The following is a 4,918-nucleotide window of genomic DNA, read 5'->3' on the forward strand; positions in this document are numbered from 1 at the left end:
TTCTCTTTGTTGTGGTAAACAAGAGTGTAAGGCGTTGCTTATTTTTTTCAACTATTTCCCAATTCTATACAGCCCCTAATCACATTTGTTAGCCTTTTTGCCGCCTAAACTTATCTTTGAGGATAAATATGTCCATTTCTAATAGCTCAGATGCCCATGTATCATTACAAAAACCCAATGGTCAACCGCCAAACCTACCACCAACTGACGAGTATGGCAGCCCATTACCACAGTTACTAGCAAGCCCACGAAAGTGCGATGCAGCGGCTGGTATGAGCTGGATTATTAAAGCGTTTGGATTGTTTAAAGATCAACCGTTATTATGGTTTGGTATGAGTGTGACCTTTTTGGTCATTGTTGGTATTGCGTCTTCCGTGCCTTTATTAAACGTCCTAATCATACCGAGCGTATTTATGTTTATTGCTGGTATTATCAAAGGAGCGGCGGCACAATCACAAGGGGCTGAGCTACGTTTTGACCATCTGTTTTCAGCATTTAAAAGCCATTGGCAGCCACTATTAATCCTGGGCTTGTTGTATTTAGTCGGTGTCATTATTTGTATGATTCCGCTATTTATCGCCATGGGTAGTATGATTTTTTCTATGATGTCAGGTGGTATGGGCAGTAGTTATGGGGCGATGAACGATATTTCTTTAGGCGGTATTTTCTTTGGTTACCTGTTGACCATGCTGCTCATGATACCGCTTTATATGGCACTGTGGTTTGCGCCAGCATTGGTGGTCTTACATAACCTTGAGCCGATCGCTGCGATGAAAAAAAGTTTCGCAGCAGGCAAGGCTAATATCCTACCTATGTTGGTATATGGCTTAGTCTGTGTGCTTTTATTGCCTATTCTGATTATATTGACCTTGGGATTGGGCGTGTTTTTAGTAATGCCAGTTATGCTGCTCACGTACTATACCAGTTACCGTGATGCCTTGACTGATCAGCCATTATCAGCAGTGTAGCAAGTATTTTATGCCCCATAAAAAAGCACGCTTCTATACTGAGCGTGCTTTTTTTATTAGGGTCTGTTTTTATTAGGACGCTAGCGAACGGCTGTTCTATAAATCATCGTTATTAGTATGTTCTGCCGCCTCTCTATCAGCGATATCGACAATATTTGGATAGTCGCTGTCATCTAAATTATCATCGACCAACACTTCATCGACGCGCGCTTCATCAGTGTTTTGGCGATGCATAGGTGTCAATCCTTGCGTAGCATCTGTACCGACTTCTGAGTTGTCAAATCCTGCGCTATTGTCAATCACGTCATCGTTATCAATCGTGTGTAGCATCGGATTGTCTAAATCAATTTCTTGACTGTTATCATTGAGGTTGGTGTCACCTTCAATATGATCCATTGCTTCTGGTAGCGGGCTCTTTGAATTGTCCATAATGGTGTCCTTATTATCGATGGCTTTTATTAATGATTTTTATTAATGGTTTTAATGATTATTGATTGTTATTAATATTTATAGTCGATGAACAGTAAAACTAGTACGGCTGTATTAGTGTGCTAGTGGTATAAATTTTTCTGGTGTGCTGCATACGCAGAGGCTGCACAAAATTCATCCCAGTAGCACTGTAGTAATTCTCAGGTGTTTTGACTATATGTATCAAAATCAGTGTGACGCGTTATGGTGAATACTGGTAGTAGTAAGGTGTCACAGGATGTTCAAAAAATGTAAGACTGTCAGTGAAATTAGGATATGCCCTAGTAAAATAAGAAGGCTTTGTATGTTATCTCCCCATAAATTACTGCTTAGCACCTCGTTGGTCAGTATCGCAGTAGGTATGACAGCTTGTGAGCGCCAAAATTTCGATAACGCTGATATCGAGATGGATGAAGCCGCTGCAAAACAGCCACTGGTGCTAGATACTAAATTACCAAAAGCCACGACGATAATAGATTGCGCGCAATTGACTCCGAAACAAACGCTTATGGTAAAAGGCCACAGCGCACTCAGTCAAAACTGTGATTTGACAGAAAAGTCGATACGCTTTGAGTTAAACGATTCACATAGCTCGCTTGACTGTCAGGGGGCACTGCTCAGTACCCACGCTGATGATTCCTCAAAAGCTAGTGCGATTACGATTAAACCCAAAACAGATAGCGCCATCGAAGATATCACGGTGGCTAATTGTCATGTGAATGGCTATGGTCACGCGCTACATATCCGCCAATATAGCCAACCCAATCAGCGTTACGCGCGCGGCTTAATCGACTCTGCCGCCAATCGCAATCTTGCCCCAAGCGATATTAATGTGATTAATGTCAGTAGTCGCAACAGTATCAATAGCGGCATGTTCGTCGGTGACCATGTGCATGACAGCACTTTTGATAAAGTACGCATCCAAAACGCAGGGACCGTCGGGCTATATTTAGAATTTGGTAGCCGCGACAATGTGATCAAAAACTCAGTGTTTATCGGTAATGGCTTTCGCCGTTTTAAACCCAATCGTGAAGCTATCGCGATTGATTCATCGAGCAACAACCGTATCGAAAGTAACCAGTTTATTCATAACGGTGCAGGTAGTATCTTGCTGTATCGCAATTGCTTCGAGCATGCCGATGATCCAACACGGAGCAATCATTTTAAGCGTACCGAGTCCAGTCGCGACAATGTTATTAGCAATAATACTTTTCGTGATGAGCAGATCGGTGTTTGGGTGGCATCGAGACAATCACGCAATCTAAAAGGCTTTGAGTGCGGTGCTTATTTGCTGAAACAAACCCCATTTTCAAGCTATCATTTAGACAGTGCCAAAGACAATAAAGTTATTAATAATTATTTTGAACAAGTGCAGCAAGGGATTATCGTTGAGGATGATGGCACACAGATTAATGACAACCAGTTCGCAGCCACTGTAAGTATGCCTATTAGCATTGGTTCTAAAGTCCGCGAAGATAGCGAGGCTGGAGCAGTTATAAATACGTCGATTAAAAACAATATATTTACTGATAAAACGACTGAGCAAGCCATTAGTATCAGACCAGCAAGCAAAACGGCTACCAAAATTAGGTAGCCGCTCAAGTGCTTTAACATCATTTATATGGTTTCTTCTATTTATTTAGTACCGATTTTACTATTAACAAAGCGCATTAGTGAATCCGGCGCTACCTGCGAAGCTGTATGTAGCATTTTAGCGGGAAAACCAATAGGGTAATGGGTGCGTGAAATCTTACGATTCGGTTTGCTGCTTAGTTTACATAAAGTTTTGGCGACATCATCGACGGTTAAGTTAATGCCTAGACGGTCGATACTGGTAACTTCAATGTCTTTGGTCATGTCGGATTTTACCCATAATGGCATGACGTCAATTACCTTGATGCCAAGCTCAGCATACTCAATATTTAATCCTTCGGTTAACCCACGTACAAAGAACTTGCTGGCAGAGTACGGCGCAACTTCAGACTGACCATAAATAGCCGATGCCGAAGAGACGTTAATAATTTTGCCGTCATCACTATCCGCCAAATGAGAGGCTAATTTATGACAGCCGATGAGGACGCCTTTACAGTTAATATCAATCAATGACAATTGCTTATCCAAGTCTGTATTGGGTAACGCGCCACTCACCAATACGCCAGCATTATTAATTAAGGTATCGATACCATCAAAATTATCAAGCATATGATCGATGGCAGTATCCCACGCCTCAGGATCAGTAACATCAAGGTGACCATGGATGACACGATTCTTTTTCAGCGCTTTTTTAAACGCTTTATCATTGACCGCGCGCTCAAGCTCAACCGTATCAATATCAAAAAGTCCAACGCTATGACCTTTAGCAACCAATCGCTTGGCCGTCGCCAAACCGATACCGCGTGATGCACCTGTGATTAATATATTCATAATGACTCGCTTAATAGTTAATAGTGGTTATTAATAATAGTTGAATAGGAATACTGTGCTAGATAAAGTCTCTATTTAAATCGAGACTTTTTAAATAGAGGTTTTTTAAATAGAGACTTTATCTAAAATTTTATTTAAGTCTTCAGCTGTCTATGTATTTAACTATATATTTATTTCCCATAGAAAATCCAACTATTGTTCTTGTATTTTACTTTTAGTATACCAAACGATACATAAAAGGTTCGCGCGGCGATAAATAGTATATAGGTAGTTCTATATAAAACTGATACGTTGGTAGCCACGTGCTACTGTTATAAGTTTTTCTTGCTTGCTGTTCACAGGCGTGACAGAGGCTGCCAAAAAATTACTCCAGCAGCATTTGTATCGGTTTGAAAGTGAATCAACTATAACTGCTAATACGCGTTATGCTTTACATGGTGAAGATGATTTATGTGACAGGTATTCCTCAAAATCAATGAGTTTAAACTGCCATAAATAAACCAATGCAATCGCATAAACTCCTGTTTCTGCTAATTCTTCTACGATTTCACCAATGCTTTCAGGAATGATAATATAATTTTCGCCCATATATTCTAGTATTGCCAATGCGATTATGCTGGCATATACAGCGATGGGTACGGAGCGTAATACGGCCCAAAGGTAACGCCACGAGTAAGCCAGTAAACCAACAATCAGCAAATAAACCACGGTAAGAATTGCATCTTCCCACCAATCATAAGAATGATTTAAAAACTTAGATTAACACACCAAGTGCAACGCTAAATTATATTATAGAACGCCTGCATAGGCGTTTTAAACCCTAATCGTTTTCTTGGTCTGTTGTTTAGTTTATTCTCAATGTCCTGTATCTCATTATCAGAGACTTGTCTAAAGTCACAACCCTTAGGCAAGAACTCTCTGATTAAGCCGTTAGTATTCTCGTTGGTTCCTCGCTGCCATGACGCATAAGCATCGGCAAAGAAGAAGGAAGTAAAGAGCTTTCGTTTCACCTTCTTATGCTGAGCAAACTCTTTACCATTGTCAGAGGTAATGGTCTT

Annotated in this window: 6 protein-coding genes; 2 read left to right on the top strand and 4 right to left on the bottom strand. The window is 40.6% G+C overall.

The features are described from left to right. Positions 1–128 precede the first annotated feature (128 nt). Positions 129–968 (top strand): BPSS1780 family membrane protein, encoded by an 840-nt coding sequence (locus EI162_RS13330; RefSeq protein WP_192524800.1) that lies wholly within the window; start codon positions 129–131, stop codon positions 966–968. A 96-nt stretch (positions 969–1,064) separates the two neighbouring features. Here the strand turns inward: EI162_RS13330 and EI162_RS13335 are convergent, their stop codons facing one another. Then, entirely contained in the window at positions 1,065–1,397 is a 333-nt protein-coding gene (locus tag EI162_RS13335; RefSeq protein ID WP_192524801.1) for a hypothetical protein, read from the bottom strand. A gap of 343 nt (positions 1,398–1,740) precedes the next feature. On the opposite strand from EI162_RS13335, the gene EI162_RS13340 reads away from it, so the two are divergent. Beyond that, complete coding sequence (locus tag EI162_RS13340) at positions 1,741–3,030, top strand: NosD domain-containing protein (RefSeq protein ID WP_192524802.1); 1,290 nt, start codon at positions 1,741–1,743, stop codon at positions 3,028–3,030. Between the two features lie 41 nt (positions 3,031–3,071). On the opposite strand, the gene EI162_RS13345 is transcribed toward EI162_RS13340, so the two are convergent. The 3 genes from EI162_RS13345 to EI162_RS13355 form a co-directional block, all read right to left on the bottom strand. Next, positions 3,072–3,860 (bottom strand): SDR family NAD(P)-dependent oxidoreductase, encoded by a 789-nt coding sequence (locus tag EI162_RS13345; protein WP_192524803.1) that lies wholly within the window; start codon positions 3,858–3,860, stop codon positions 3,072–3,074. A gap of 423 nt (positions 3,861–4,283) precedes the next feature. Then, positions 4,284–4,559: a hypothetical protein gene (locus EI162_RS13350; protein ID WP_192524804.1), complete on the bottom strand. Its 276-nt coding sequence runs from the start codon at positions 4,557–4,559 to the stop codon at positions 4,284–4,286. An 80-nt stretch (positions 4,560–4,639) separates the two neighbouring features. After that, positions 4,640–4,918: IS30 family transposase (locus EI162_RS13355; protein ID WP_192524548.1), on the bottom strand; the 279-nt coding region annotated here is incomplete at its 5' end.

This window comes from Psychrobacter sp. FME6 (assembly GCF_014861365.1).
Taxonomy (GTDB): domain Bacteria; phylum Pseudomonadota; class Gammaproteobacteria; order Pseudomonadales; family Moraxellaceae; genus Psychrobacter.